Source organism: Celeribacter baekdonensis (genome assembly GCF_900102315.1).
Lineage (GTDB): Bacteria > Pseudomonadota > Alphaproteobacteria > Rhodobacterales > Rhodobacteraceae > Celeribacter > Celeribacter baekdonensis.
The window spans coordinates 175,709-202,248 of the sequence record NZ_FNBL01000001.1; the positions used below are offsets into that span (position 1 = coordinate 175,709).

General features: G+C 58.1%; 26 protein-coding genes and 1 tRNA gene. 6 read left to right on the top strand and 21 right to left on the bottom strand.

What is annotated here, in order from left to right; genetic code table 11:
- Nucleotides 1-11: 11 nt before the first annotated feature.
- Together BLT54_RS00845 and BLT54_RS00850 are read right to left on the bottom strand one after the other, a co-directional pair.
- The gene (locus tag BLT54_RS00845; protein ID WP_074640146.1) at nt 12-818 is read right to left on the bottom strand and encodes a transglutaminase-like domain-containing protein; all 807 of its coding nucleotides are present in this window, start codon (nt 816-818) and stop codon (nt 12-14) included.
- A 148-nt stretch (nt 819-966) separates the two neighbouring features.
- Nucleotides 967-1,158, bottom strand: a complete 192-nt coding sequence (locus BLT54_RS00850; protein WP_074640148.1) for a hypothetical protein — start codon at nt 1,156-1,158, stop codon at nt 967-969.
- A 329-nt stretch (nt 1,159-1,487) separates the two neighbouring features.
- Here BLT54_RS00850 and BLT54_RS00855 point away from each other — a divergent pair, with 329 nt between their 5' ends.
- The gene (locus BLT54_RS00855; RefSeq protein WP_176832799.1) at nt 1,488-2,855 is read left to right on the top strand and encodes an HlyC/CorC family transporter; all 1,368 of its coding nucleotides are present in this window, start codon (nt 1,488-1,490) and stop codon (nt 2,853-2,855) included.
- A complete protein-coding gene (rlmJ, locus tag BLT54_RS00860; protein ID WP_074640150.1) occupies nt 2,856-3,647 on the top strand; it encodes a 23S rRNA (adenine(2030)-N(6))-methyltransferase RlmJ in 792 nt (263 codons plus the stop codon). It abuts the gene before it with no gap.
- 78 nt (nt 3,648-3,725) lie between these two features.
- Here the strand turns inward: rlmJ and BLT54_RS00865 are convergent, their stop codons facing one another.
- Nucleotides 3,726-5,342, bottom strand: coding sequence for a helicase HerA-like domain-containing protein (locus BLT54_RS00865; protein WP_074640152.1), 1,617 nt, complete (start codon nt 5,340-5,342; stop codon nt 3,726-3,728).
- Nucleotides 5,343-6,096: 754 nt separating this feature from the next.
- Here BLT54_RS00865 and BLT54_RS00870 point away from each other — a divergent pair.
- On the top strand, nt 6,097-6,723 hold the full coding sequence (locus BLT54_RS00870) for an invasion associated locus B family protein (RefSeq protein ID WP_074640154.1): 627 nt from the start codon (nt 6,097-6,099) through the stop codon (nt 6,721-6,723).
- A 75-nt stretch (nt 6,724-6,798) separates the two neighbouring features.
- On the opposite strand, the gene BLT54_RS00875 is transcribed toward BLT54_RS00870, so the two are convergent.
- The 4 genes from BLT54_RS00875 to BLT54_RS00890 form a co-directional block, all read right to left on the bottom strand.
- On the bottom strand, nt 6,799-8,010 hold the full coding sequence (locus BLT54_RS00875) for a beta-ketoacyl-[acyl-carrier-protein] synthase family protein (protein ID WP_074640156.1): 1,212 nt from the start codon (nt 8,008-8,010) through the stop codon (nt 6,799-6,801).
- The gene (locus BLT54_RS00880; protein ID WP_074640158.1) at nt 8,007-8,273 is read right to left on the bottom strand and encodes an acyl carrier protein; all 267 of its coding nucleotides are present in this window, start codon (nt 8,271-8,273) and stop codon (nt 8,007-8,009) included. The genes BLT54_RS00875 and BLT54_RS00880 overlap by 4 nt, the downstream gene beginning before the upstream one ends.
- A 169-nt stretch (nt 8,274-8,442) precedes the next feature.
- A complete protein-coding gene (lpxD, locus tag BLT54_RS00885) occupies nt 8,443-9,525 on the bottom strand; it encodes a UDP-3-O-(3-hydroxymyristoyl)glucosamine N-acyltransferase (RefSeq protein ID WP_074640160.1) in 1,083 nt (360 codons plus the stop codon).
- Between the two features lie 117 nt (nt 9,526-9,642).
- Nucleotides 9,643-11,325, bottom strand: coding sequence for a L,D-transpeptidase family protein (locus tag BLT54_RS00890; protein WP_176832800.1), 1,683 nt, complete (start codon nt 11,323-11,325; stop codon nt 9,643-9,645).
- A gap of 632 nt (nt 11,326-11,957) precedes the next feature.
- Here BLT54_RS00890 and mepK point away from each other — a divergent pair.
- Both mepK and mprF read left to right on the top strand, forming a co-directional pair.
- Nucleotides 11,958-12,527, top strand: coding sequence for a peptidoglycan L,D-endopeptidase MepK (gene mepK / locus BLT54_RS00895; RefSeq protein ID WP_040402111.1), 570 nt, complete (start codon nt 11,958-11,960; stop codon nt 12,525-12,527).
- Nucleotides 12,528-12,784: 257 nt separating this feature from the next.
- Nucleotides 12,785-15,379 (top strand): bifunctional lysylphosphatidylglycerol flippase/synthetase MprF, encoded by a 2,595-nt coding sequence (gene mprF / locus BLT54_RS00900; RefSeq protein WP_074640164.1) that lies wholly within the window; start codon nt 12,785-12,787, stop codon nt 15,377-15,379.
- Nucleotides 15,380-15,503: 124 nt separating this feature from the next.
- On the opposite strand, the gene BLT54_RS00905 is transcribed toward mprF, so the two are convergent.
- The 14 genes from BLT54_RS00905 to iscR form a co-directional block, all read right to left on the bottom strand.
- Nucleotides 15,504-15,580: transfer RNA gene (locus tag BLT54_RS00905), tRNA-Arg, on the bottom strand.
- Nucleotides 15,581-15,651: 71 nt separating this feature from the next.
- On the bottom strand, nt 15,652-16,869 hold the full coding sequence (locus BLT54_RS00910) for a cysteine desulfurase (protein ID WP_074640166.1): 1,218 nt from the start codon (nt 16,867-16,869) through the stop codon (nt 15,652-15,654).
- Entirely contained in the window at nt 16,862-17,359 is a 498-nt protein-coding gene (locus BLT54_RS00915) for a YIP1 family protein (RefSeq protein WP_074640168.1), read from the bottom strand. The genes BLT54_RS00910 and BLT54_RS00915 overlap by 8 nt, the downstream gene beginning before the upstream one ends.
- 2 nt (nt 17,360-17,361) lie before the next feature.
- Nucleotides 17,362-18,657 carry a SufB/SufD family protein gene (locus BLT54_RS00920; RefSeq protein ID WP_176832801.1) on the bottom strand — a complete coding sequence of 432 codons (1,296 nt, stop codon included), beginning with the start codon at nt 18,655-18,657 and terminating at the stop codon, nt 17,362-17,364.
- The gene (sufC, locus tag BLT54_RS00925; RefSeq protein ID WP_074640170.1) at nt 18,657-19,418 is read right to left on the bottom strand and encodes a Fe-S cluster assembly ATPase SufC; all 762 of its coding nucleotides are present in this window, start codon (nt 19,416-19,418) and stop codon (nt 18,657-18,659) included. Before sufC ends, BLT54_RS00920 begins: the two co-directional genes overlap by 1 nt.
- 140 nt (nt 19,419-19,558) lie before the next feature.
- Nucleotides 19,559-19,828 (bottom strand): hypothetical protein, encoded by a 270-nt coding sequence (locus BLT54_RS00930; protein ID WP_074640172.1) that lies wholly within the window; start codon nt 19,826-19,828, stop codon nt 19,559-19,561.
- A gap of 153 nt (nt 19,829-19,981) precedes the next feature.
- On the bottom strand, nt 19,982-20,560 hold the full coding sequence (locus BLT54_RS00935) for a hypothetical protein (protein WP_074640174.1): 579 nt from the start codon (nt 20,558-20,560) through the stop codon (nt 19,982-19,984).
- Nucleotides 20,561-20,686: 126 nt separating this feature from the next.
- Entirely contained in the window at nt 20,687-21,304 is a 618-nt protein-coding gene (locus tag BLT54_RS00940) for a hypothetical protein (protein ID WP_074640176.1), read from the bottom strand.
- A gap of 1 nt (nt 21,305) precedes the next feature.
- On the bottom strand, nt 21,306-21,518 hold the full coding sequence (locus BLT54_RS00945; protein WP_009571844.1) for a hypothetical protein: 213 nt from the start codon (nt 21,516-21,518) through the stop codon (nt 21,306-21,308).
- Between the two features lie 51 nt (nt 21,519-21,569).
- Nucleotides 21,570-21,752 (bottom strand): hypothetical protein, encoded by a 183-nt coding sequence (locus BLT54_RS00950; protein ID WP_074640178.1) that lies wholly within the window; start codon nt 21,750-21,752, stop codon nt 21,570-21,572.
- Nucleotides 21,752-23,299 carry a Fe-S cluster assembly protein SufB gene (gene sufB / locus BLT54_RS00955; RefSeq protein WP_074640180.1) on the bottom strand — a complete coding sequence of 516 codons (1,548 nt, stop codon included), beginning with the start codon at nt 23,297-23,299 and terminating at the stop codon, nt 21,752-21,754. Before sufB ends, BLT54_RS00950 begins: the two co-directional genes overlap by 1 nt.
- A gap of 76 nt (nt 23,300-23,375) precedes the next feature.
- Nucleotides 23,376-24,419, bottom strand: a complete 1,044-nt coding sequence (locus tag BLT54_RS00960; RefSeq protein WP_074640182.1) for a cysteine desulfurase family protein — start codon at nt 24,417-24,419, stop codon at nt 23,376-23,378.
- Nucleotides 24,416-24,997, bottom strand: a complete 582-nt coding sequence (locus tag BLT54_RS00965; protein ID WP_074640184.1) for an NAD(P)H-dependent oxidoreductase — start codon at nt 24,995-24,997, stop codon at nt 24,416-24,418. The genes BLT54_RS00960 and BLT54_RS00965 overlap by 4 nt, the downstream gene beginning before the upstream one ends.
- A 4-nt stretch (nt 24,998-25,001) precedes the next feature.
- The gene (gene iscR, locus BLT54_RS00970) at nt 25,002-25,463 is read right to left on the bottom strand and encodes a Fe-S cluster assembly transcriptional regulator IscR (RefSeq protein ID WP_074640186.1); all 462 of its coding nucleotides are present in this window, start codon (nt 25,461-25,463) and stop codon (nt 25,002-25,004) included.
- A gap of 418 nt (nt 25,464-25,881) precedes the next feature.
- Between iscR and BLT54_RS00975 the strand changes: the two genes are divergently transcribed.
- The gene (locus BLT54_RS00975; RefSeq protein WP_074640188.1) at nt 25,882-26,535 is read left to right on the top strand and encodes an alpha/beta hydrolase; all 654 of its coding nucleotides are present in this window, start codon (nt 25,882-25,884) and stop codon (nt 26,533-26,535) included.
- The last annotated feature ends 5 nt before the right edge of the window (nt 26,536-26,540 follow it).

Genomic DNA, 26,540 nt, shown 5'->3' on the forward strand with positions numbered 1-26,540 from the left:
ATCCCATCCGCTCATGCGGCCTCTTCGGTGATCACCTCAAACCCGTCCAGCCGATTTTGGCCAAAGGAGTGCAACATCGGCACGTCGGCGGCGTCACGGCCACGGGCGATCAGGACACGGCCAATGCGCGCCATGTTGTTGCGCGGGTCAAACACCCACCATGCCCCATCAAGATAGACCTCCATATAGGCGGCGAAATCCCCCGGCGCATAGGGCGGCGGCATGCCGAAATCGCCCAGATACCCGGTGCAATAGCGCGCCGGGATGTTCATGCAGCGGCAAAAGGCGATCGCCAGATGGGTGTAATCGCGACAGACGCCGACGCCCTCACGATAGGCCTCTGAGGCTGATCGGGTGGCGCGGGCTTGCAGGTAGTCAAAGCGGATGTGGGTGTGGACAAAGTCGCAAATCGCCTGAACCCGCGCCCCGCCGGGGGCGGTGTTTTGAAACAAGCGCCACGCCTCATCGGACAAAATATCCGTGTCGCAATAGCGCGATCCCAAAAGGAACGGAATGGCCTCTTCGGGCAGCAATTCGACCGGGATTTGCCCATCCAAGGGCGCAGCCACATCGGGCACGCCGCTGTCATGGATGATCGTCTGAGTGCCAATGGTGAAAATGCCTGCGGGCGCGACCAGTCTTGTACACCAATTGCCAAAGCCGTCGCGATAAGCGGTCAGCGGTACGGCGGGGGTGGTGACGATATGGTCGGGATATTCCATGTCGCTTGAGCGCGAATAATGCACGTTCAAAAGCGCGATCATCGGGGTGGGTTGGGTGAGAAACAAATCGAACCGGGAACCCAACTGAATGCGCATGATCAATGTCCTAAAAGGGGCAATGGCGTCAACGCGACGGCCAGAGTGATTGGAACAGGCGCTTTCGGGCCCATTTTTAAAATTTTGATCGTCACTTTGATCGTCACCATGCGGGCCATCAGACTTTTACAAACCCGATCGCCTGATCCTATTTTCGCTTTGGATGGAACCGTGTCCATGCCTTGCGCAGCTCCGCGCCGACCGGGGCATAAGATTCATCGAAAATCGAATGGCGCACCGGCGTTTGTGCCGGTTTTTCTGGCGTTGCAGTGGCCGCAGGAGCCGCTTTGGGTTTTGCTGCGCGTTTGGGCGTTTCGGGTTCGGATTTCAACGTGGTCATGTGACGGATGTCCTAAAAGGGAAAGGGGGGGCGGAATCGAAACAGAGAAACAGACGGGTCTTGAAAAAGAGAAAGGCGGTGCATCGCCTGTCTATGACAAGGGATGCACACGGCACAAAACGAGCAAACGGGGCGGAAAAGCGCAAAGGTGAGGTGCGCCAAGACAGGCCCATTTCAGGCCTTATTGCGCCAACCATACGCCTATCGGCGCGCAATAGCGAGCGTGGCGTTTGACAAAGATGCGCTGTGACCGTCCAATCGCACAAACCACGCCAAATTCCACCTCAGCCCCCCTTGCGCGGCCCCCGGTCGCTCCCCATAACCATCTCATGACCGATATGACTGACCCCACCCCGCTTCTTGATGCCGCCTTTTGGATCACCGCCGCCGCGATTGCGGCGCTTTTGGTGATGTCGGCGTTTTTCTCCGGCTCCGAAACTGCGCTGACCGCCGCGTCGCGCGGCAAATTGCGCTCACAGGCCGATAAGGGCGAAAAAGGTGCCGAGCGCGCGTTGAAAGTGACCGAGGACAGCGAGCGGCTGATTGGCTCGGTGTTGCTTGGCAACAACCTTGTGAACATCCTTGCCACCTCTTTGGCCACCGCCTTGTTCACCAAAGTGTTTGGCCAAAACGGCGTGGCCTTGGCAACGTTGATCATGACGTTTTTGGTGCTGATTTTTGCCGAGGTGCTGCCCAAGACCTATGCCATCACCAACCCGGAATCTGCCGCCGCGCGCGTTGCCGCCCCGATTGCTTTGATCGTGACGATCTTTGCGCCTGTGGTCGGGTTTGTCCGGCTTTTGGTGCGCGGCCTGTTGCGGATGTTTGGGGTTCAGACCGACCCGGAGGCCGATGTTTTGGCGGTCAAGGATGAGATCGCCGGGGCCATAGCGCTGGGCCATGTTGAGGGCGTGGTGCAAAAGGAAGACCGCGACCGGATTTTGGGTGCGCTCGATCTGGGCGAACGCACGGTCGAGGAGATCATGTTGCATCGCTCACAGATCGAGATGATCGACGCCGATCTGCCCCCCGCCGAAGTGCTCGCGCGCAGCCTCAAAAGCCCCCACACCCGTTTGCCGATCTACCGCGGCGACCCCGAAAACATCATCGGTGTGATCCATGCCAAAGATCTGTTGCGCGCCATGCATGCCGAACGCGAAGTGCACGAACGTCTGGGCCGCGAGAGCCAATCTCTCGACGGTGACACGCCGCTTGTGTTGATGGATTTCAGCGGTTTCGACGTGCTGGCCGTGGCGATGAAACCCTATTTCGTACCCGAAACCACCACACTTGACGACCAGATGCGGCAGTTTCTGCACCGTCATACCCATTTTGCCCTCGTGGTCGATGAATATGGCGCGCTTCAGGGCCTGATCACGCTTGAGGATATTCTCGAAGAGATCGTTGGCGAGATCACCGATGAGTTTGACCGCTCAGAGGCCAGTCCCGTGCGCTCGAAAGACACTGGCGATTGGGTGGTTGACGGCGGGATGACGATCCGCGATTTCAACCGCTCAACCGAATGTAACCTCCCCGATGAAGAGGCCAACACCATCGCCGGTCTGGTGATCCATGAGGCACAGATGATCCCCAATCCGGGTCAGGTGTTTTCCTTTCATGGCTACCGATTCGAGGTCGCCAGTCGCAAAGACAACCGCATCACCAAACTTAAAATCCGCCCTTTGGGAGACAGCTGAATGCTCTCTTATCAACACGGCTTTCACGCCGGAAATCTCGCGGATGTTCAAAAACATGCGCTCCTCGCCGTTATGCTTGACTATATGACGCGTAAGGACAAACCGATCTCTTACATCGAAACCCATGCCGGGCGTGGGCTGTACGATCTGACCAGCGCGCAATCGCAAAAGACCAAAGAGGCGGCGCAAGGCATTGAAAAAGTGGCGAGTTGGTTCAAACTCGATCACCCCTATGCCCGTGCGCGCAAAATCATTGCCGAGGCGCATGGCGCGACCACCTACCCTGGCTCTCCGGCGATTGCTCAGGCTTTGTTGCGTGCCAGCGATGCAATCCATCTGGCCGAATTGCACCCGGCCGAATTTGCCGCTCTCGATGAGAACACCAAGGCCAGCCCCGGCCAATCCGTGCTCAACGTCAAACAGATCGACGGGATGCAATTTGCTCAATCCATCTGTCCGCCCGATCCCAAACGTGGTCTGATGTTGATTGATCCGTCCTACGAGATCAAAACCGAATTTGAGACCCTGCCAAGCGCGATCTACAAGCTGCACCGCAAATGGAACGTCGGCATCATCGCGTTGTGGTATCCGGTGTTGAAAACCGGGCAGCATATGCCGCTGGTCAACGGCATGCTCTACGCCAATTTCCCCGGATGCCTGCATCACGAAGTCCGCTTTCGCCCGGCGCAAAAGAACCATGGCATGATCGGCTCTGGCCTGTTCGTGATCAACGCGCCCTTTGGCCTCAATGAGGAAGCGGCGCGACTGACACGGTTGTTCAACGCGCTGTGAGCCCATGATCGGGCGGGAGGGATGGCCCCCTTCCCGCCCAATCGTCATTGTGCCCAAATCCGCGCGTGACGTTTGGCCTCAGCGCGCTTTGAAAATCCCGCCCAAAATGCCGCGCACGATGCGTTTTCCAGTGGTACCTTTGAGCTCCTGGATCACCATTTTCGTCACCGTCTCGCCAATGCTGTTGGACTTTGAGGACCGGCGCGAGGATGTGCTGCGCTCATAGTTCTTGCCATCATAACGCCGGGCTTTGGCAAATTCGCGCTCCAATTTGGCGCGTTGGGTCTCTTCGGCCTTTTGCGCTTTTTGAGCGGCCTTCTCGGCCTCCAATGCGCGCTCGGCTTCCTCTTCGGCGCGCTCTGCCGCCTCGGCTTCTTCTGTCGCCGCATTGGCGCGTTTCAACAGGATTTCATAGGCGCTTTCGCGGTCCAGAATCGTCTCGTATTTCCCGGCGATCGGCGAGGTGGTGATGACCTCTGTGCGTTCCTCAGGCGTGATCGGCCCAAGTTGTGAACTGGGTGGGCGAATGAGCGTGCGCTCGGACATCCCCGGCACGCCTTTGGCCTGCAAGAACGAGGTCACCGCCTCGCCGGTGCCGACCTGTTTGATCGCTTCTTCGATGTCAAAGCGCGGGTTCGGGCGATAGGTTTCCGCCGCCCGCACCAAGGCCTTTTGATCGCGTGCGGTAAAGGCGCGCAGGGCGTGTTGGACACGGTTGCCCAACTGGCCGAGGATGTCTTCGGGGATGTCATCGGGATTTTGGGTGACGAAATAGACGCCCACGCCTTTGGAGCGAATGAGGCGCGCGACCTGTTCGACCTTATCGACCAGTGCTTTCGGCGCATCGTCAAACAACAGATGCGCCTCATCGAAAAAGAACACCAATTTCGGCTTGTCCGGGTTGCCGATCTCCGGCAGTTCCTCAAACAGTTCGGACAACAGCCACAACAGGAACGTGGCATAAAGCCCCGGCGCAGACATCAACGTGTCGGCGGCCAAGATATTGATCCGCCCGCGCCCGTCCACATCGGTGCGCATCATGTCGGACAGCTCCAGTGCCGGTTCGCCAAACAGGTTCGCCCCGCCTTGGTTTTCCAACACCAACAGATCACGTTGAATCGCCCCGATCGAGGATTTGGACATATTGCCGTAGCGCAGGGTCAACTCGTCGGCATGTTCGCCGCACCAGACCAACAGCGCCTGAAGATCCTTGAGGTCCAAAAGCGGCAGGCCCTGTTCATCCGAGACGCGGAAAGCGACGTTGATCACGCCCTCCTGCGCCTCGGACAGTCCCAACAGACGGGACAGTAACAACGGCCCCATTTCCGCCACCGTGGTGCGGATCGGGTGGCCTTGTTCACCAAACAGATCCCAAAACGTGACCGGGAACCGATCATAAACCAGATCAAGCCCGATGGTTTCGGCCCGCGATGTGAAGGCCCCGTGCAATTTGCCTTCGGCGTTGCCGGATTTGGCCAGCCCGGACAAGTCGCCTTTGACATCGGAGAGAAACACCGGCACGCCTGCGTTGGAAAAGCCTTCGGCGAGGATTTGCAGCGTGACGGTTTTGCCCGTCCCCGTGGCCCCGGCAATCAACCCATGGCGGTTGCCGTATTTCAACAGCAAATCCTGCGCCTCGCCATAGGCCTCGCCGCCGCCGCCGGTGAAAATGCGGTCCACAATACCTTCGCTCATACCCAATGTTCCCCTTAGATGCGTGATTCTCTCAAGGTTTAGGAGAAACACCTGACGTTTCAAAGCCGTATGATAAAGCGGCACAGTAAAAACCCAAGACAAACCCAAGGCAAACCCAAGACAGGGTCTCGTTGAGCCACCACGCCTTTATCTGACACACACTCTGTCACGCAGAGTTTTCACTCAAACCGGTCTCAGGTTTAAGGAAACGCGCTTTAGAACAATACAATTTTAACCTCTTGCTGCCAGTCTCTCCTGTATTCGAACCCTGTCCTCTTCGGTTCGAATTGACTTCCTCCCTGTCAGACTGGCCGCCCGGGGTGCGCTTTTGCCCCGGTGCGGCCTCTTTTCTGTCAGGCCGCTCTGTCAGGTCGCTCTGTCAGGTCGCAAAATCAGAGCCCTCTCCCCGAAATCGGCCGGAATGGGCGGATCACATCCCTGTGAAAATTCTCGTTGACGAGGCCGATTCTCTGTCATACCGTTGTCGCAATAAGTCGGCCAAGTCCGACAGGGAGTGATAAGATCGCGAGATCTCTGGATCAAAAGATCACAAAAGCCTCGGTTTTGCCGAGGCTTTTGTTTTGACCAGTCTGCCCGGTTGTCTGCCCCGGGTGTCTGCCAGATGTATCTGCGGAATTCCGCCGCCCTGCGCATCCCTCCCCGGCTTCACGCGAATTTTTGCCAATCCCGCCTGACAGCCCCTCAGCGACGTGTTAAAGCAGGGGCGAATTTGCAAACAACATATGGACAGATAATGCCTTCCATCGCCCGCAAGACCGCCACCTTCGCCACCGCCGTCCTGATTGCCTGCGGCGTTGCTCTTCCCGTCCTGGCGCAAGACGCAGCCCCCTCCCTCTCTGCCGGCACGCCGATTGATCCCGAAAGCAACATCGGGCGGCCCTACACGCTTGAAACACAGGGCGATTGGGAAATCCGGTGCGTCAAAGCGCCCGAAGGGTCGATTGATCCCTGCTCCATGTACCAGTTGTTGAAAGACGACGAGGGCAACGAAGTCGCGGAAGTCACCATGTTCCATGTTGGCTCTGACACGGTCGAAGCCGCCGCCACCTTTACCACCCCGCTTGAGACGCTTTTGAGCGCGCAATTGGCGTTTTTCGTCGATGGCGAAAACGGCCGGCGCTACCCGTATTCGTTTTGCACCAAAGTCGGGTGTTTCGTGCGCGCGGGCATGAGTGCCGCTGAAATTGAGCAGTTGAAAAAAGGCGTTGAGGGTCTGGTTGGCATCGTGCCGGTCGGGCGCCCCGATGAGCCGGTGAAATTGAAACTTTCGCTCAAAGGCTTCACCGCCGCCTACACCAAAGTGACCGAATTGAACGTCGCGGCGAAGGATGGCAAAGGGCCAGAGGCCCCCGCCGAGTAAGGTCAAACCCAAGTCACAATAAAAACGCCGCACAGATGAGGGTCTGCGCGGCGTTTTTGTGTGTGATAACAGGGATTAAGGCGCTTTTCGCAGCGCCAGCACCGCGTTCAACCCGCCAAAGGCAAAGGCATTGGACAGCGCCACATCGACCTGTGCATCGCGCGCCTCATTGGGCACGACATCGAGGGCACATTCGGGATCAGGTTCCTCATAGTTGATCGTCGGTGCGATGATCCCGTCTTTGAGCGCCATGATACAGGCCAAAAGCTCCACAGCCCCCGTGCCGCCGATCAGGTGGCCGTGCATGGATTTGGTCGAGGAGATCATGATATTGTCGGCATGGGCCCCAAGCGCGTCGGCCACGGCAGCGCATTCGGTTTTGTCATTGGCCGCCGTGCCGGTGCCATGAGCGTTGATATAGCCGATCTCATCTTTGTTGATCCGCGCGTCGGTGATGGCGCCCGATATGGCCCGCGCCGCGCCCTGTTTCGAGGGCATCACGATGTCGGAGGCGTCCGAGGTCATGGCAAAGCCGATCACTTCGGCCAAAATCTCTGCCCCGCGTTTTTGCGCATGTTCCATCTCTTCGAACACAAACACCGCAGCCCCTTCGCCCTGCACCATGCCGTTGCGATTGAGCGAGAACGGACGACAGGCGTCTTTCGACATCACCCGCAGCCCCTCCCAGGCCTTCACCCCGCCAAAACACAGCATCGACTCGGAGCCGCCGGTGATCATCGCCGTGGACATGCCACAGCGGATCATGTTGAACGCCTGCCCCATGGCGTGATTGGACGAAGCGCATGCGGTGGCGACCGTATAACATGGGCCTTTGATGTTATATTCCATCGACACATGGCTACAGGCGGCGTTGTTCATCAGCTTGGGCACAACAAAGGGATGCACCCGGTTTTTGCCCTCTTCATAGACCATGCGGTAATTGTCGTCCTGGGTGGTCAGACCACCGCCGGAGGTGCCCAAAATCACCCCGGAACGCAGTGCCAGTTCCCCGACAAACTCAAGGCCGGATTGGCCAATCGCCTGTTGTGCGGCGACCAAGGTGAATTGGGTGAACCGGTCATAGAGCGCCATTTGTTGGCGGTTGAATTGGCCTTCGGCGTCCCATGCATGGATCTGACCGCCGATTTTGATCGCCAGCCGGTCCACATCACGGAAATTGAGCTCGCCAATGCCGCATTTCCCCTCGGCCATCGCAGCCAGGGTTGAAGGCACGTCCAAACCTAAGGCGTTGACTGTCCCGGCGCCGGTGATGACAACCCGTTTCATGCTTTTTGATCTTCGATCAGCCCTTGGACCGCTTTGACAATGGCGGCGACAGACGAAATATCAAACTCCGATTGGTCGGGTTCGTTGGCATTGAACGGCACGGTGATGTCAAAGGCTTCTTCGATGGCGAAAATGCTTTCGACCAATCCCAGACTGTCGATCCCCAACGCCTCCAGAGTTTGATCCAGCGACACATCAGAGGGGTCAAGCACCGCCTGCTCCGCGATGATTTCGATGATCTTTTCTTTCACATCCAATGCCATGTCGCTCTCCTCACCTTGCCCCGTATCCGTGGAAATGATCGGTTTCTCTGTGCCGCAAACCTGCGGCTGTCTGCGCACCGATTTAGTCTGAATTGCCCGGCTTTGAAACAGGTTTTTGTGACAATTGCGTATCGTGTGTGCCCCAACCCCCTGTTCCGTTACGCCAAAATCACCCTTCACCGCGCAGTTTGCCAATCAACCGTGGCAAGCGCCGCAGGGCTTTATACATGTCAACATGGGTCTGCATCGCCACCGCCGGATAGCCCATCATCGCTTTGCCCTTGGGCACATTGGACAAAACCCCCGTGCCCGCGCCAATGATTGCGCCCGCACCGATGGTCAGATTGTCGGCCGCGCCCGCCTGACCGCCCATGACGCAAAAATCGCCGATCACGGTGGAGCCGGCGATGCCAACCTGACCACAAAGCAAACAATGCCGCCCGACCACAACGTTATGGCCGATGTGGACCTGGTTATCGAGTTTACAGCCCTCACCGATCCGGGTGGCCCGGATCGTCCCTTGGTCAATCGTCACATTGGCCCCAAGTTCGACGTCATCGCCAATCACCACTGAGCCGACCGAGGCAATGCGCATCCATGGCTGCCCCGCCGCCTCGACCGTCTCGCCCAGGCTTTCGCGGGCTTCTTCGACGGCGGATTTTTCCTGGGTCACAAAGGAAAACCCATCCGCGCCGATGACGCCGCCGGGCTGGGCAATAAAGCGGTCGCCAATGGTCGCGCGCGCGCCGATTTTCACGCCGGGATGGATCAACGCATCATCGCCAATCGTCACCCCCGCGCCAATCGACACCTGGGCGGCGATCCGGGCGTTTTTGCCGATGCGTGCGCCCGCGCCGATCACGGTCAGCGGGCCGATGGCGGCGCCGATCCCGATCTGCACACTCGGATCAATCACCGCCGTGGGATGAATGCCCGCCGCCAGCCCAAGGCCGGGATCGAAGGTTGCCGTCACCCCCGCCATGGCCAACCGCCCACGCGTGACCAAAATGGCGGCTTTTAGCCCGAAACTCTGCCAATCCGCGCCCTGCCACAATACGGCGGCCAAGGCGCGGGTCTGTGCCAGTGCGGGGGCAAATTTCGGGCTCATCGCCAGTGCCAGATCGCCCTCACCCGCATCCTGCGGCTCAGAGGCTTTGGTCACGATCACATCGCCCTGCCCCTCAAACGGTGCGCCAAGGCGGGCGGCAAGATCGGCGATGGTGATGGCGGTGCCGGGGATGGGATTACGCATGGGGCCTCCGAAAGATTGCTTTGATGGACATAAGCGCTTTGCGCGGGTTTGCAAAGCAAAGGGCGCCCAAAGATCAAACCAAGGACGCCCCAAACCGATGAAGGTCTTGTGCCGTGATCAGCCACCAACAGCGCGCAGTTGCACCCCTTTTTTCTGAAGTGCGGCCCAGATTTTGGCATCACGGCCATAGATGTCGCGGCGGTATTCCATCCCGCCTTTCGGCAGGGTCACAGCCGTGCGGTAGACCAAATGCACCGGAACATGGTGTTCGAGTTCCACCACGTTCTCGGCCCCCGTGGCCAAACGGGCCTTGAAGAATCCTTCGGGATCGGAGGTCTGTTTGGACAAAAGCGCATAGGCAAAGTCAAACGGCTGTTGCAGGCGGATACAACCGTGCGAAAACGCGCGGACCTCACGGCCAAACAGGCTCTTGGAGGGCGTGTCATGCAGGTAGATGTTGTATTTGTTCGGGAACATGAACTTCACAAGCCCAAGCGCATTGCCATCCGAGGGCGGTTGTTTGAGGTTAAACGGGAAGGTCTTGGTCGTGTATTGGCTAAAATCGACATTGGCGCGGCTTACAGTGCGGCCCCGGCTGTCGACCAGTTTCAAATGGCCCGCCGCATTCGGGTTGCGCTGCATCATCGGCAGGTATTCTTTGACCGCAATCGACCGCGGCACGTTCCACGTTGGATTGATGACCATATGCTCCATTTCGTCGGAGAATTCCGGGCTACGGCGGTCGCCGGTGTTCTGACCAACCACGGAGCGGGTTTCAAAACTCACCTTGCCATGATCAATGATCTTGGCGGTGAAATCGGTCAGGTTGACCCAGATATGGCGATCGCCCCGGTCAAAATTGGTCCAGCGTTCGCGTTCCAAAGCCACAAGGATGGAGGCCAGACGGCTTTCGGGCGCAACGTTGATCTCTTCAATCGTCGCGGCTCCGGCCACACCGTCCGGGCTGAGCCCATGTTGCATTTGAAACAATTGAACCGCTTTTTGCAGGCTGGCGTCATAGCTGGTTGCGGCCGAGCGCGGCAGATAGCCCATCGCCATCAACCGATTGCGCAAAATGATCACACCATTGCCCGTTTGACCGGGTTCATATTTCGATCCGGGCACGGTCTGGCCCCAACCACCCTGCCCGCCACTTTGCCCCAAGACGCGCTCCAAATTGGCTTTTTCTTTCAAAAGCCGCGCGTATTCCGGCGAGGTTGGTTCGAGTTTCTTCAAATAGCCTTGCGGTGATGATTTGACGAAATTGGTCAACACCGACACGCCATCGCGATACGGCACCTGACGGACAATGCCACTGTCGATGCGCGAGGGAACCAACTGACCCGTTTGGATGTCGCGGGCATATTCAAGGAACAATTGCGCCATCGCCACTTCGGCCCGGCCCAGATCGCGATCCGATGTGATGGCGCGCAGATTGGCCTCCAACACTGTGGTGTCATAGGGCGCAAGTCCGTGGTTCGGAGCGGCCTGAACAGCGCGCAACAACGCTTGACGTCGGGCTTTGGCGCGCGATGAATTCTCTGCAAAAACAGGTTTGTACCCGGTCGAACGGTAGAATTCCGACAGGTCCTTCGAGGCGGATGCAGACTCGGCGATGGATTGCATCAAGGCGCTGATCTGTTGCGCGTGCAAGGGCGCGGGCACCACCGTGATCACCGACGCGGCGGTCAGCGACAAAGCGGTGGCCATGGCCAAAGACCGCGCTCTGCGGCGCAGGTGGACCCTCGTCACCCTCGTCACAATGGGGGTGGAAAACCGGGAAAACGGGAAACGCGTCATGTCTGTCCTCGAACTTTGTCAGCAGTCAGTCGGACGAAGATAGCGTATTTTTTGACCGGTGTGAGGGGGGAATGAACCGCCAATGCCCTCCTGTGCCCAAAGCACAACAGTCGGCACCAAAGGGGAATGGATCGTATTTTTCCCCTTATTTGGCCGATTTTAACGTGGATATCCGGCCGCCTTCATAAAAGTTTCGCGCCCCTGTCCAAGACCTTTGCGGGCGTGATGGACCCCTCCCTCAATCCGCAAAAGACGTATTAAGTATGGTTCTCCTTACTATTTTGCGCAAAAACCCGCCGATTTCACCCTTTCTCGACAGGCTGGTCGAATCCAAGGCTTGGCCCAAGAATCACATTGTGCCATAAGGTTTTCAGATCATTCATGAGGGGATGATTTGAGTGTTTTTGGCGTCCGAAAAGACGGTCAAACGGTGCTTCCGCTCGCTAAAATGTGACTACAACCACATGGTCGATGGCGAAAAGGGGCGAGATTAAGTCTAATGTTGCTAGGCTTCGTCTGATTTTGATCAAAGTGTCGTCGAAAAAAATGGTTAAGAATGCCGCAATAAGCGGCGCGTGACAACGAAAGCCGCGTGAGGCGGGAACAGATCAGCGACGGGACGCTTTGAGAGAATGACCAACACTGCATCAAGCGGATTAACGCGCCGAGGACTTTTGCGCGGTTTCGCAGCCATCACATTGAGTGCCACCCCGGTGTATGCCAATGCCGCAGGATTTCTACGCGGCGCGGGCGACATTCGCCGCATCAATATGTATTCGGGTCGGACTGGCGAAAGCATCGACACGATTTATTGGATCGAAGGCGAATATATCCCTGAGGCCCTCAAAGAAATCACCTATTTCTTCCGCGACTGGCGCAACTCTAAAATCAAAGCTGTGGATGCCCGCACCGTTGACATCCTCGCCGCATCGCATGGCTTGATGGATGTGGACGAACCTTACATGCTTTTGTCCGGCTATCGTTCGCCGGAAACCAATGCCATGTTGCGCTCCCGCTCCAGAGGCGTGGCTAAAAATTCCCTGCATCTGCAAGCCCAAGCTGCGGATTTGCGCCTGAAATCGCGCTCGATCCAACAAATGGCGGCGGCGGCGAAATCCTGTTCGGCTGGCGGCGTTGGCACCTATCGCGGCTCCAACTTTGTCCATATGGATTGCGGCCCGGTTCGCACATGGAACGGCTAAACAGGCCTGATGCCGGCGGGTCAATCTGACCCGCGACGCAATCCGGTGACGTCATAGAAAAGGCCGCCCTTTGGCGGCTTTTTTCATGCGCGAACGTCTGACGTAAGGGCGCGCAGAACCCTCTGCCGAAAAGCCCCGTCCCTTTTGAGACGCGATCTCTTCACATTTTCTGTGACGTCGCAAAATTTCTTGCGAGAAGCGCGTGACAGTCCCCGCCCTCTGGCGTCATAAGACGCAAAACAAAAGGACGGCCCCGGATGCACCGCCTCTCAGATAAAACCCGCGCCCTTTTACGCCGGAGCGTGCCGCTGATTTTGGGACTGGCCTTGTTTGGCCTCGGCATCGCGGCGCTGTCGCATCTGTTGCATTCGGTCCATCCCAAGGATGTGATCGCACAGGCCCGCTCGATCCCGCCGTCCACCTTGCTCCTGGCCGTGCTGTCTACCTTTGTCGGCTACGGCGCGTTGACGGGCTATGACTGGTGGGCCTTGCGTTTTATTGATCGCCGGTTGCCGCTGCGCGCCGTCGCCATGGGCAGCTTTTTGGGCTCGGCCTTTGGCAACACCGTTGGCGTCAGTATCGTCTCCGGCGGTGCTGTGCGCTATCGCATCTATGCCGCCTTGGGGTTGGACGCGTTTGAGGTGGCGACCGTCTCAACCTATATCGCCGTCTCCGTTGGCATGGGGCTGACCTTCATCGGCCTTGGTGCCTTGGCGCTGCATCCCAGCGTGATCGGTGGCACGGTCTTGTCGCCGGATGTGATCCGCTGGGGGGCGACCGCTCTGGTGGGTCTCGCGCTCGCGACGCTGATGACCCTTTCGATTGGTCGCAAAACCCTCAAAATCCGACGGTTTGAAGTCACCATGCCGCCGCCCGCGGCCATCCTTGGCCAGCTCGGCTTTAGCCTGATTGACGTTTTGGCCGCCGCCCTGTGCCTGTGGCTGTTGCTGCCCGAAGGTCGGCCCGATTTCACCACGTTCACCGCCATTTTTGCCGGTGCAATGATGTTGGGCGTGATCAGCCATGTGCCCGGCGGCATTGGTGTGTTTGAAACCGCAATCATCGCCGCCCTGCCCGGAGACACCCCGGTTGGCCATATCGCCGCCGCCTTGCTTCTGTTTCGCGCGATCTATTACCTTTTGCCTTTCGCTCTGGCCTTTCTCATCGTGTCGCTCAACGAATTGCGCATCGCGGGCGGCGCTTTGTCAAAACTCTTCTCTGCGCCCCGCGCCGATCTGCGCCCGGCCTATAACGCGCTCTCGGGCATCGTACCGTCACTCGTGGCCGTCACCGCCTTTGGCTATGGCGTGTTCCTGCTTGCCGTGGCCTTTGTGCCCTCGTTTCAAGCTGGCGCGCTCCATGAAGGCGATCTGAGCGCTGCGCTTTTGCTTGAGATTGGGGTTTTGGGCACCGCCGTGATGGGGGGTGTGTTGTTGATCTTGTCGCATGCGCTGTTGCGGCGGGTGTCGGCGGCGTTTTGGCTGATGATCCTCGCCATGGGCATGGGCATCCTTGCCGCCATGTTCAACAATTTCGACTTTGAGAGCATGGATATTTTGGCCGTGGGCCTTTTGGCGATGCTGCCGTTTCGCCGCGCCTTTTACCGTCAGGCCAAGTTGACCGATGGGGTATTCACCCCCGCCTGGATCGCTTTGGTTCTGGCCTCCTTGCTGGCCAGTGCGGCATTTTTCTTTTTCCTGCACCGCGCCACGCCCTACTCCTTGAGCCTGTGGACAGAGTTTTCCGCCAATGCCAACACCCCGCGCTCCCTGCGCGCGGGGGTTGCGGCCTCAACGCTGTTGCTGGTGTTCACGGTGATCCAGGCGCTGCGCCCGGCGCATACGCACAAAGCGGACGCGGACCGCGATGGCTCCATTGCCCGCACCAGTGCTGTTTTGGCCAACACCTCCGATCCGCAGGCCTGTCTGGCGCTTTCGGGCGACAAGCGATTGATGTTTTCCGACCAAAACAGCGCCTATCTGATGTATGGTGTGCAACGCTCGGCCTGGGTGGCGCTTGGCGATCCGGTCGGCCCGGCCTCCGAAGTGCATGATCTGGCTTGGGAATTTTTTGAACGGGCCCAACGCGCCAATGGCCGCCCGGTGTTTTACGAGGTCAGCGAGACCTATTTGCCCTTGTGGATCGAAATGGGTCTCTCCTTGCACAAAATCGGCGAAGAGGCTGTGGTGGTGTTGAAAGACTTTTCCTTGTCGGGCTCGAAATTCAAAACCATGCGCGCCGCCTATAACAAAAAGCAGCGCGAGGGCTTGGCGCTTGAGATGCTTGCGCCGCCGCATTCGGACGCCGTCTTTGCCGATATCGAGGCCATTTCCACCGCGTGGCTGGGTGGCAAAACTGGCCGGGAAAAGGGTTTTTCTGTCGGGCGGTTTGATCGCGCCTATCTGGACCATTTCCCCCTCGCCGTGATCCGGCGCGAGGGGCGCATTGTCGCCTTTGCCAATGTCCTGGCCCCCGGCGACGGCAAACGCGTGGCGATTGATTTGATGCGCTATCTGCCTGATGAGGCCTCCGGCATGATGGAATTTTTGTTCCTCTCGCTCATTGAACATATGCGCGAGGCGGGGGCGGAGGAATTCAGCCTCGGCGTCGCGCCTTTGTCCGGCCTGTCACCGCGCCCGACCGCGCGGATGTGGAACAGCCTTGGCCGGATGATGTTTGAACATGGCGGCGCGTTTTACAATTTCGAAGGTCTGCGCAGTTTCAAACAAAAATTCCGCCCCGACTGGCGCCCGCGCTACATCGCCGTGCCGCCGGGCTACGCGCCGATGCGCGCGATGGCGAATGTCGCCTTGTTGATTTCCGGCGGCCCGCGAGGGTTGATTGGCAAGTGAGGTTTGGCACAGGGTCAGTGGCTCTCGGTGTTTTAAAGAAAAACACCTGCCGCTTGGCACTGTTATTGAATTTGGAGATCGGAAAATTCGGCCTCAAGCAGCGAAGCGGTAGGCCAAACAAAAATGGTGCACCCGACAGGATTCGAACCTGTGGCCTCTGCCTTCGGAGGGCAGCGCTCTATCCAGCTGAGCTACGGGTGCCTGTGGGGGATCGTATAGGCGATGAAAAAAGGCGGCGCAATCTGTTTTCGCGCCGCCTTGTGCAATTGAGATCAGGCGAAAAATTCGTGACAGAGTTCCAGCGCCTCGACCAGTCGGTCCACCTCTTCAAAGCTGTTGTACATCGCAAAAGACGCGCGGCAGGTGGCGGTTTGGCCAAGATACTCCATCAAAGGCATGGCACAATGCGACCCGGCGCGCACGGCGACGCCTTTTTTGTCCAACACGGTGGACAGATCATGGGCATGCGCCCCTTCCATGGTGAAGGAAAAGATCGCACCCTTCCCCGGCGCCGTGCCCTGCACCGTCAGCCAATTGAGATTCTGCAACCGCTCGGCGGCATAAGCACCCAGTTTGGCCTCATGGGCGGCAATCTTGTCCATGCCGATGGCCATCAGGTACTCCAACGCCACACCCATGCCGATGGTTTGCACGATGCCGGGCGTGCCCGCCTCGAATTTCAGCGGCGGTTTGGCATAGGTCACCGTCTCTTTCGTCACCGTGTCGATCATATCGCCGCCGCCCATGAAGGGGCGCATTTCGGCCTGACGTTCAGCACGGATATAGATCGCGCCGGAGCCTGAGGGACCGTAAAGTTTATGGCCGGTGATCGGATAGAAATCACAACCGATGTCTTGCACATCCACCGGACCATGCACGGCCCCTTGCGAGCCATCGACCAGCGTGGCGATCCCGCGCGCGCGTGCGGCGTGACAGATGGTTTTGACATCGACACGGGTGCCGGTGACATTGGACATTTGGGTGATGGCGATGAGTTTGGTTTTGGGGCCAATGGCGTCAATCACCGCCTGCGGATCAAGGCTGCCGTCCATGGCGCAATCGACCCATTTGATCACCACGCCCATACGGTCGCGCAGGAAATGCCAGGGCACGATATTGGCGTGATGTTCGAGTACGGATAGGATGATTTCATCGCCGGGTTTGAGCCTCTCAGCGCCCCAAGCGTAGGAGACCAGATTGATCCCCTCGGTGGTGCCGGAGGTAAAGACAATCTCATCCTCCGAGCCCGCGTTCAAAAAGGTCTGAACAACCCCGCGCACGCTCTCATAGCGTTCAGTCGACAGGTTAGACAAAAAGTGCAACCCTCTGTGAACGTTGGAATATTCCTCAGAATAGGCGCGCGTGATCGCGTCGATCACCACCTGCGGTTTCTGCGCCGAAGCGCCATTGTCGAGATAGGTCAAAGGCGCGCCATTGACTGTTCGGGACAGGATCGGAAAGTCGCGGCGGATCGCCTCTACATCATACATCTTTTGTCTCTTTCGAAAAGGCGACCTCAGACAGGCCCATGCCCCAGAAATACATCAACGCCATCAGCGCAATCACCCCGACCAAACTGGTCGCCGCCCCCGGTCCAACGAACCCCGCCGTCAGCCCCCAAAGGAGCCACAAAGGCGCGGCGCAGAGCAGGCCCCAAAACACCGCCAGACGGATCTCATACCCGGTGGCAGTGCCGCCCAAAAGCGAGAGGACAAAGCGGATCAGACCGGCGATAACGTAAAACACCAGCGGCATGATAAAGAGCCAGCCCAACAGCGTGGCCCCCATCAGCATTTGCACCTCTTGCCCGGTCTCAAAGGCCGCACGTGACAGGCGCGGCCATTGGGCGACAAAGATCAGGCCACAGGCGAGCATGAGCGTGACCAAAGCCCCGCCCTCATTCTCACCCTGGCCCAACCTGTGCCGCAGCACCGCGCGAGGGGCGCGGTAGCTGCGCACCATATCGGTGACCACACCCATCGTTAGCCCCGACGCCGGGCAAGCCAGCCCTCAAGACGGTTGAGAATATCGGCGCTGATGGCCTCGTCCTCGATCTCGTCAATCGCTTCGGCCAAAAACGCCAGTGTCAAAAGATCGGTGGCCTCGGCATGAGGCACGCCGCGCGATTGCAGGTAAAACAGCGCATCCTCATTGATCGCGCCCACGGTCGAACCATGCGAACAGGCCACATCATCGGCGTAAATCTCAAGCTCGGGCTTGGCAAGGAACTGGCTGTCCTCATCGAGCAAAAGCCCCTGAGAGATTTGATAGCCATCGGTTTTCTGCGCCGCTTGTTTGACCAAAATCTTGCCTTGGAATACGCCTTTGGCGCCGTTGCGCAGCACCTTTTTAAACACCTGACGCGATTCACAGCGCAGGCCCGCATGGGTGATGAACACGGTGTCATCATGCAGGAAATCACCGTCCCCCATCGCAGCCCCCGCGACATGGGCCACTGAGTCATCGCCCACGATGTCGATGAAGACTTCGTTGCGGGTCAAGACGCCGTTGGCGGTCATGGTGAAGGATTTAAACGCCGCATCCGAGCCGACAGAGGCGAACAAATGCGTGACAGCCCGACGCTCATGATCGCGGCCTTGGGCACGGACATGATGGAAGCGCGCGCCATCGGCAACCTCGATTTCCATCACCTTGTTAAACCGCGCCGCCGCCGGGCCGTTTTCCAACAACGTCAGCTCCGCGCCCGCATCGAGTTTGATCACATGGTGCAGGATCGCGTCCGAGGTCTCATCGCGGTGCAGATAGATCAGCGACACCGGGCGAGTCACCGGCCCCGTGGCGCGGATCACGATACCGTCGGTGGCAAAGGCAGTGTTGAGCGTAGCCAGCGGCCGATCGACCGGATCTTGGGCGCGTTTTTCAAGCGCGCCGTAAGCGTCTTTGACCCAATGGATGTCGCTGCCGAGCGCATCGGTCAAACGCATGATCTCAAGATTCTCGCCCTCAAGCGCATCCGAGGCCGTAGCGTCAAACACCCCATCGACAAAGACCAGTTTCAGCCGATCCAGCGCGGTGAAAAGCGGTGTGTCATCGGACTGGAACACCGCCGCCTTGGCCGGCCTGTCCGCCGTCAAACTGTCGGGTTTGGTCCAGCGCCAATATTCATCGCGGCCTTGCGGCAAGCCCATGGACAGCAAGCGGTTCAAAGCGTCCTGACGCAGGTCATTGGCCCAAGGCGCGCCCTGCGGCATCACCATGCCCAAAACCCGCTCGGCGGTGGCGTCGAGTTTGCGTTGTTTCATCTCAAAGCGTGTCATCAGGCTTGCTCCTGCTCCGCCAACAAATCGGCATAGCCATTGTGTTCGACCTCAAGTGCCAACTCCGGCCCGCCGGATTTGATGATGCGGCCGTTCGACATGATGTGAACGACATCGGGTTTGATATGGTCCAAAAGGCGCTGGTAGTGGGTGATCACGACGAAGGAACGTTTGCTATCGCGCAGCGCATTGACGCCCTCGGCGACCAGTTTCATCGCATCCACATCAAGACCGGAATCGGTTTCGTCCAAAATGCAGAGTTGCGGTTCAAGCATTGCCATTTGCAGGATTTCGTTGCGCTTTTTCTCGCCGCCGGAAAAGCCGACATTGACCGGACGTTTCAACATATCGGCGTCGATTTTCAGCGACTTGGCCTTTTCGCGCACCAGTTTCAGGAACTCGGTGGCAGACAATTCGTCTTCGCCGCGCGCTTTGCGTTGGGCGTTTACGGCGGTGCGCAGAAAGGTCATGTTGCCGACGCCCGGAATTTCGACCGGGTATTGGAAGGCCAAAAACAGACCGGCAGCCGCGCGTTCTTCCGGCTCCATGTCCAACAGGTTTTGCCCGTTCAAAAGTGCCTCGCCTTCGGTGACCTCATAGCCATCGCGGCCCGAAAGCACATAGGAGGTGGTCGATTTGCCCGACCCGTTCGGCCCCATGATGGCATGCACTTCGCCCGCGCCAACCGTCAGGTTGACGCCTTTGAGAATTTGTTTGTCTTCTTCTTGAAGTTTGACGTGGAGGTTTTTGATTTCCAACATTTTATTGTCCTTTCACGAGGAATGGCCCGCGCGCGGAAGATCCGCGGCAGGCATCGGTGTTTTATATGTGCGTTGTTGTGGTTTAGCCCCCGAGCGCAGCGCAAAAGGGCATGCTTTGGGGCGGGATTGAGAGGCGGCGCTTACAGGCCGACATAGCGCAGATAGAGCAGCAAACACAGCCCGAGCGCCGTGGTTTGCATCAGCCCCGATTTGAGGCCCGCGCGCATCAAAATGCGCGCCGAGGGACGATCTGGGTCTTGCCGCGTCATATGGGTGACGCCAGAGACTTTTGTGCCCTTGGGCGTGTCCGCGTCTTGCAGCCCGGTGTACACCGTCGAAAACGTATTGGGTCCGCCCCGTTCGATCCGACTGATCCGTGAGGCGAATTGCGCGTGCTGTGCATGCTGCATCTGATCCCTGCCCTTTTTTGTCTGCCTGCTTTTTATAAGCCTCAGATTGGTTCGGGAATTGGATCAGATCATGGCAATCCTGCGGTAATCTTGCGCCTTTTGCGGCTGACGCAGGGTCATCTTGACGGGTTTCTCTGCGACGGGTCTCTTCGCCTAGATTTTGTAACTTTGTCCACGGAAATTGAGCGTACCGGGTTCGGTGGTCTGTATCACATGCGCGACCCATTGCGTCGAGAACAAACGCGCAAACGTGTCCGGCATGTGATGGACGACATTGTGCATCGTCACCATCGCCAAAAGAATCCCAGCACACTGTGCGCCCATCCGTTTGACCGCCGACAAAGACACCGCCTCGCGCAGAACAAAGGCGACCACGATGGCGAACAGCACATCGAGCGCCAGATCGAAATCTGCGTTGGGAGTCATTGTGCCAGAGATTTGGCCAGAGATTTGGCCGGAGATTTGATAGCGCAGCGCGCGCGCGATCACCGCCGCCATCCCGCCCATGCCAAAGGCGATCACATAGGAGATGATTTGTGTGACCTTCAACCGTGGCTCGCCCATCGGACGACCATGAACACCGAGGCTTTTGTGGCGCTGAAGCATCTGCGTCAGACGGTGATTGCGGCCAATACTTTGCGATTGCGCTGGCCCGATCATACTCACCCCGTTTTGCGGCGCGCGTGCGACGCGGTTCAAACGATTGAGAAACTCCTGATGCTGATACGTCATAACCAAACCCTTCGATACGCCCCATACGCGTTCCGTTTACCACGCTAAAATGGCAAAATTCGGGCATATCCTGCGAAGCCGGAAACACTGTGTTTCGAAAAACATCGCTATGATCACGCGTATACATCACAGTTTCACCTGAAAGGTTTTCAGCAGGGTATAAAGTTTGTCTGCGGGCAGCGTGTCGATTGGCTCAAGATCAAACTGCGCCATCCGGCCATGCAGCGCGGTGATCGTGGCAAAGTCCAAAATGGCACTGTATTTCTCTTCGCGGCCGACATAATCGTCCAAAAGCACGGTGGTCGGCTTTTGGATCGAACTCAGCGTGGCCAAGAAACATCCGGCCCGGAACCGTCCGTCGATCAGCACCAAATCCGGTGCAATCAAATCGTCGCGCTGCCACACACCGAAACAATAATCCGGGTAGCGGTGCCATTTGGCGTTGTTTTTGGGCCAGCTCCAATCCCCGGTGGGGCCGATGTCGGCATAGATCAAATTCACCTCGGCCTTGGGCGGGTGCGCCGCAAAATGCGCTTGCATCGCGCCGTGCCAGTCCTTTGACCCCTCGACCGAATAGATCACCTTGCCGGGCTGCGCCGCCGCATAGGCGGTGGAGCCGCCTGAGCCGTATTCAAGGATCACGCCCGCCTGATCATATTGCCCACAGACAAAGCTCATGACCTCCAATGGAAAGGTCAGTTCAGGCCCTTTCGGGTCAAATACATATGTCGGCGTGTTGCTCATCTCAGCCCTTAAACGTGATCAAACGGATCAGAGTCATCGCGGCAAAGGCCAGCATCGAGGCGAGAAAGGCGGTGGCATAGACGCTGTCTTTATAAAGCCCCTTGGTGCCCGCACGTTTGGCGCGCACGGACAGGCCGATGATCGCGCCGATAAAGACACCCACGGCCACGCCGAGGCTTTGCTTGGCAAAGAGAGGAAGAAGTTCAAGATGCATATCAGGCCCTATTCGAAAGAACGTGGAGGATGTGAGCGGGGAGGCGCGGCGTCATTTCTGTGACCGTTTCGCAAGGATCAGGCCAATAATCCGCCCAATCCCCCAATATACGGCGGCGAAAAACACCATCGGCTTAAGGATTTCGGCACGCGGCCAATCAAAGACCAACACCATGCCAAGGCCCCAAAGGACCGTGGCAATCAGCGTTTGAATAAGAAGCCCGCGCGTCGTCATCAGCCCACAGATCCCTCAAGTGAAATCGCCACCAATTGCTGCGCTTCCATGGCGAATTCCATCGGCAGGGCTTGCAACACGTCTTTGCAAAAGCCGTTGACGACCAAGGCCACGGCCTCCTCTTCGTCCATGCCGCGCTGACGGCAGTAGAACAGTTGATCATCATCGACTTTCGAAGTGGTGGCCTCATGTTCCACCCGCGACGAGTTGTTTTTGACCTCGATGTAAGGCACGGTGTGTGCCCCACATTGTGAGCCGATCAGCAAGCTGTCGCATTGGGTGTAATTGCGCGAATTCTTCGCTTTCGGGTGCATCGAGACCTGACCGCGATAGGTGTTTTGCGCCTTGCCCGCCGAAATGCCTTTCGACACGATCCGGCTCTTGGTGTTTTTGCCAAGGTGGATCATTTTCGTGCCGGTGTCGGCCTGCTGCATGTTGTTGGTGATGGCGATGGAATAGAACTCGCCCTGAGAGTCGTCCCCGCGCAGAATGCAGGACGGGTATTTCCACGTCACCGCCGAGCCGGTTTCGACCTGTGTCCACATCACTTTCGCCCGATCGCCGCGGCAATCAGCGCGTTTGGTCACAAAGTTATAGATCCCGCCCTTGCCGTTCTCATCGCCCGGAAACCAGTTTTGCACGGTGGAATATTTCACCTCCGCATCGTCCATGATCACGATCTCGACCACGGCGGCGTGAAGTTGGGCCACGTCGCGTTGTGGTGCTGTGCAGCCTTCGAGATAGGACACATAAGATCCCTTGTCCGCGATGATCAGCGTGCGCTCAAACTGGCCGGTGTTTTCGGCGTTGATGCGGAAATAGGTCGAGAGCTCCATCGGGCAACGGGTGTTTGGCGGGATGTACACAAAGGACCCGTCCGAGAAGACCGCAGAGTTCAAGGTGGCGTAATAGTTGTCCGAGACCGGCACAACGGAGGCCAGATATTTCTGAACCAACTCCGGGTGTTCCTTGATCGCTTCCGAGATCGAACAGAAAATCACCCCGGCTTTTTCAAGCTCCTTTTTAAAGGTCGTGCCGACAGAGACCGAGTCAAACACCGCGTCCACCGCCACTTTACGCTCGGAATTGGCCCCATCGGCAGGGACCTCGCCCGCGCCTTCGACGCCGGCCAAAATCATCTGTTCTTTCAAAGAGATGCCGAGCTTTTCATAGGTCGCCAAAAGTTTCGGATCGACGTCGTCCAAAGATTTCGGCTTCTCTTCCATGCTTTTCGGACGAGCATAGTAATACTGATCCTGAAAGTCGATTTCGGGATACTCGACCATGGCCCAATTCGGCTCTTCCATGGTCAGCCAACGGCGATAGGCCTCAAGCCGCCAGTCCAACATCCACTTCGGTTCTTCGTTTTTGGCCGAAATCAAACGCACGATATCCTCGGACAGGCCTTTGGGGGCATAGTCCATTTCGATATCGGTGTCCCAGCCATATTTATAGGTGCCAGCCAGCGCCTGAACGGCATCAACAGTGTCCTGTTCCACCCCGTCCTTGACTTGAACCGCGTCTTTAACCTGAACGTCATCCGTCATCGGATCACTCCTTCGTCTGCGCCGTAATGGCGTGTGCGTCTTATGGGGCTCTCGTGTCGGCCCCTCTTATATCGGTTTAGGCCGCTCGTTTTTTCCAACGGCCATAGGCGGCACACCAAGCTGTGGCAAACCGCTCAATCTCTTGTGTTGTCGTCTGCGGCCCAATGGACACGCGCAGCGCGCTCATCGCCTCGTTTTCATCATAGCCCATGGCGCGCAACACCTTTGAGGCCTTGACCTTGCCACTGGAACAAGCCGATCCGGCACTCACCGCAAAGCCCGCCAAATCCATTTGCATCACCTGTGTTTCGCCCTTCCAACCGGGCGTGATCAGGCACATTGTATTGGGCAGCCGCGCGTGGGGTTTGCCGACAAACATCGGCGTGTCGATCTCTTGTGCCAACAGGTCTTCCAACAGATCGCGCTTTTGCGCCACCTCGTCCCAGACCCCATCTGCCAAAGCCTTGGCCGCCGCTTGTGCCGCCGCGCCAAAGCCTGCGATACCGATCAGGTTTTCCGTGCCCGAACGCCGCCCCATCTCTTGGCCGCCACCGCGAATCTGCGCCTCAACGTCCAATCCCTGACGCAGCACCAAAGCGCCAACGCCTTTCGGCCCGCCAATCTTATGGCCTGAGATCAGCGCCATGTCACAGCCGATCCAGTTGAACGCCACAGGCCGTTTGCCAAAGCCCTGCGTCGCATCGCAAAGCGCCAATCCGTCCGGCAGTTCCTGTACGATGCCCGTCTCGGAATTCGCCAATTGCAGCGCCGACATCGCAGGGTTCAGACAAATGACCGCACCGTCTGAGGTCACCGGAAGCGCGCCACCCGACCAGGAGGACACCGCCTCATGTTCCACATCGGCACAGTGCAAACCCCGTCCAGACATCGCCAGAGCCGCCGCCTCTGTCGCCCCCGAGGTGAACACAATATCCGCGCCATCGGCCCCGAAAGCCGCCGCCACCTGCGCCCGCGCCCGCTCCATCAGACCTTTGGCGGCCCGGCCCTCGGCATGCACCGAGGAGGGATTGCCCACCACATCCATCGCCGCCAACATCGCCTTTCGCGCCGCCACGCCAAGCGGTGCCGTTGCGTTGTGATCAAGATATGTGCGGCTCATGACGCCCCCTTGGCCGCGCCAAGTTTGCCCGCCCACGTGAGAAGCGCCTTGCGCTGATCTTCGGATGTGTTGCGCAGCGATCCAACAAGGCGCACCTTGGCCTTCATACCGGTAAATTCAAGGATCGTGCGCTTCATCCGGTTGGGTCCGGCATTGCGGTTCATAATGCGGTAATACAGCGCGGGCGTGTCCATCGTGGTGATCGCCTCAGCGGTACGGCCTTTGAGGAGCTTGTCCCAAAACGGATCGTTTTCGTGATACTTAAACGCCTTTCCGGGCAAGAATGTGCGTTCAAAAAAGCCTTGCAAAAGGGCGGGATGCCCGCCCCACCATGTGGGATAGAACAGGGCAAAATGATCGCACCATTCAACCGTCTCAAACGCGGTTTCAAGATCCGGTTCAAGGGGTTGCACCTGAGCGTACCCATTGTGCAAGATCGGGTCGAATGCCATGTCACGCAGCACAATCCGTTTGATGTCGGCCCCGGCCTCTTGTGCCGCGGTGGCATAGCTGTCCGCCAGCGCAGTACAAAACCGCCCCGCCCCCGGATGCGCATCAAGAATGGCGATACGTGGCATTGCCTTAGTCCTCATCTACAACGGCAAACAGGGTCGGCACCGCCGGACAGGGGCGCAATTCGTTGCGGATCACGTCCGAAAGCCGGGTTTGGTGCAAGAACACATAGACATGCGCCGACAGGCCCTCCCACAACCGATTGGTCATGCTTTGCGCCCGTGACCCGGACACGCCGCCCGAGGCCCCGGCCCCGGTGTGCATCGCCGATACGGTTTCATCGACCGCCCCCATGATGTCAGAGACACGGATTTCAGAGGCCGGTCGCGCCAATTTATAGCCGCCGCCCGGACCGCGCACTGAAATCACCAAATTGGCCCGGCGCAGTTTGACGAACAGTTGCTCCAGATACGGCAACGAGATGTCTTGGCGTTTGGAAATCTCTGCCAGAGACAACAGCGCATTGTCCGGCTGCAACGCCAAATCCGCGAGCGCCACCATTGCATAACGTCCTTTGGTCGACAGCTTCATGTCACAGTCCCTCTTGATGCGATCCGAGACCATTTTGGCCCGATCATCGCGGCGTAATCCGCTTCTTAAACGCTCCAAACACCGCATCAATGACGACACGAGCGGTCACAGGGGCCGTTTTGGCGCATTTCCGCGCGTTTCCCCTTCGTAATGAGGCGAAAAACGGCGCAAATACATTGACGTATGCGGCGTGGAGCCTTACCTCCATACCACTCCCGCGCGGTCGCTCACGCAGATTTAGAATGTTTCTAAATTGCCCGAGAGATTTCGTCAACTATAAAGGCAGCGCGGTGGAAAAACGAGAGCAAAAGCGACAGCCCGACAGGGCTCGTTCCGCTCGGGCCCTCCTTGCGCGCCACATAATTCGGTGTGTGCAACGTAAGCTGGCCCGCGGAACGAAACAGGAGACAGGGACCCAATGCCCGAAGTGATTTTTCCCGGCCCAGAAGGTCGGCTTGAAGGCCGCTACCATCCGCAACGCGCTAAAGACGCCCCCATCGCCATCATTCTTCATCCCCATCCGCAATTCGGCGGCACGATGAACAATCGCGTGGTGTACAACCTGCATTATGCCTTCCACCAGATGGGCTTTACCGTTTTGCGGTTCAACTTCCGTGGTGTGGGTCGCTCGCAGGGCGAATATGATCAAGGTGTGGGTGAGTTGTCAGATGCCGCCTCCGCGCTCGATTATCTGCAATCCATGAACCCCAATGCCAAACATTGCTGGGTCGCGGGCTTTAGCTTTGGGGCCTGGATCGGGATGCAGCTTTTGATGCGTCGCCCGGAAATCTCCGGCTTTATCTCGGTCGCCCCGCCCGCCAATATGTATGATTTCTCCTTCCTGGCACCCTGCCCGGCCTCGGGTCTGGTGATCAACGGCACGGCCGACCGCGTCGCCCCGCCGAAAGACACCCAGTCCTTGGTCGCCAAGTTGCATGAGCAAAAGGGCATCACCATCACCCATGAAGAGGTCGAAGGTGCGGGTCACTTCTTTGAAGATCCGCATATGGAACATATGATCAGCTCGGTCGACACCTATGTCCGCCGCCGTCTGACCGAAACCAGCCGCTAACGACA